Below are 587 nucleotides of genomic sequence, written 5' to 3' on the forward strand. Positions count from 1 at the left end.
GCTGCATTCTTCATGGGAACGACTGCTCATGCGGACGAAGCTTATACCGTTCAATCAGGTGATACTCTATCAACGATTTCTCAAAAATACGTTGGTGACAACTCCTTGATCAATGCCATTGCAGAATCAAATTCAATTTCTGACATTAACCTGATCTACTCAGGACAACAATTAACGATTCCAACAGAAGGCTCTACACAAGCAGCTGCTGAACCTCAAGCAGCCGTTCAAGAAGCACCAGTCCAAGCTGAACCTGTTCAAGCTGAACAACCTGTTGTACAAGAAACGGTTCAAACGGAAACACAAGCAGCCCCTGTTGCTGAAACACAATCTGCTACAACAGAAACAACGGCAACAAGCACGAATGCTGCAAAAGAATGGATCGCACAAAAAGAATCAAGCGGTTCTTACACAGCAACGAACGGACGTTACATCGGACGTTACCAATTAGATTCTTCTTACTTGAATGGTGATTACTCTGCTGCGAACCAAGAAAAAGTGGCAGAACAATATGTTGCTTCACGTTATGGTTCTTGGGAAGCTGCGAAAGCATTCTGGGAAGCAAACGGTTGGTACTAAGATTCATT

The 587-nt window shown here is 43.6% G+C and carries 1 protein-coding gene; it reads left to right on the forward strand.

Features of this window, described 5'->3' with window-relative positions:
* Positions 1 to 579 (forward strand): LysM peptidoglycan-binding domain-containing protein (locus OZZ83_RS14695; protein WP_065763958.1); only part of this gene is annotated, 579 nt, incomplete at its 5' end.
* Positions 580 to 587: the final 8 nt, after the last annotated feature.

Origin of the sequence: Enterococcus sp. E5-162 (genome assembly GCF_035725965.1) — a bacterium.
GTDB lineage: Bacteria > Bacillota > Bacilli > Lactobacillales > Enterococcaceae > Enterococcus_B > Enterococcus_B lactis.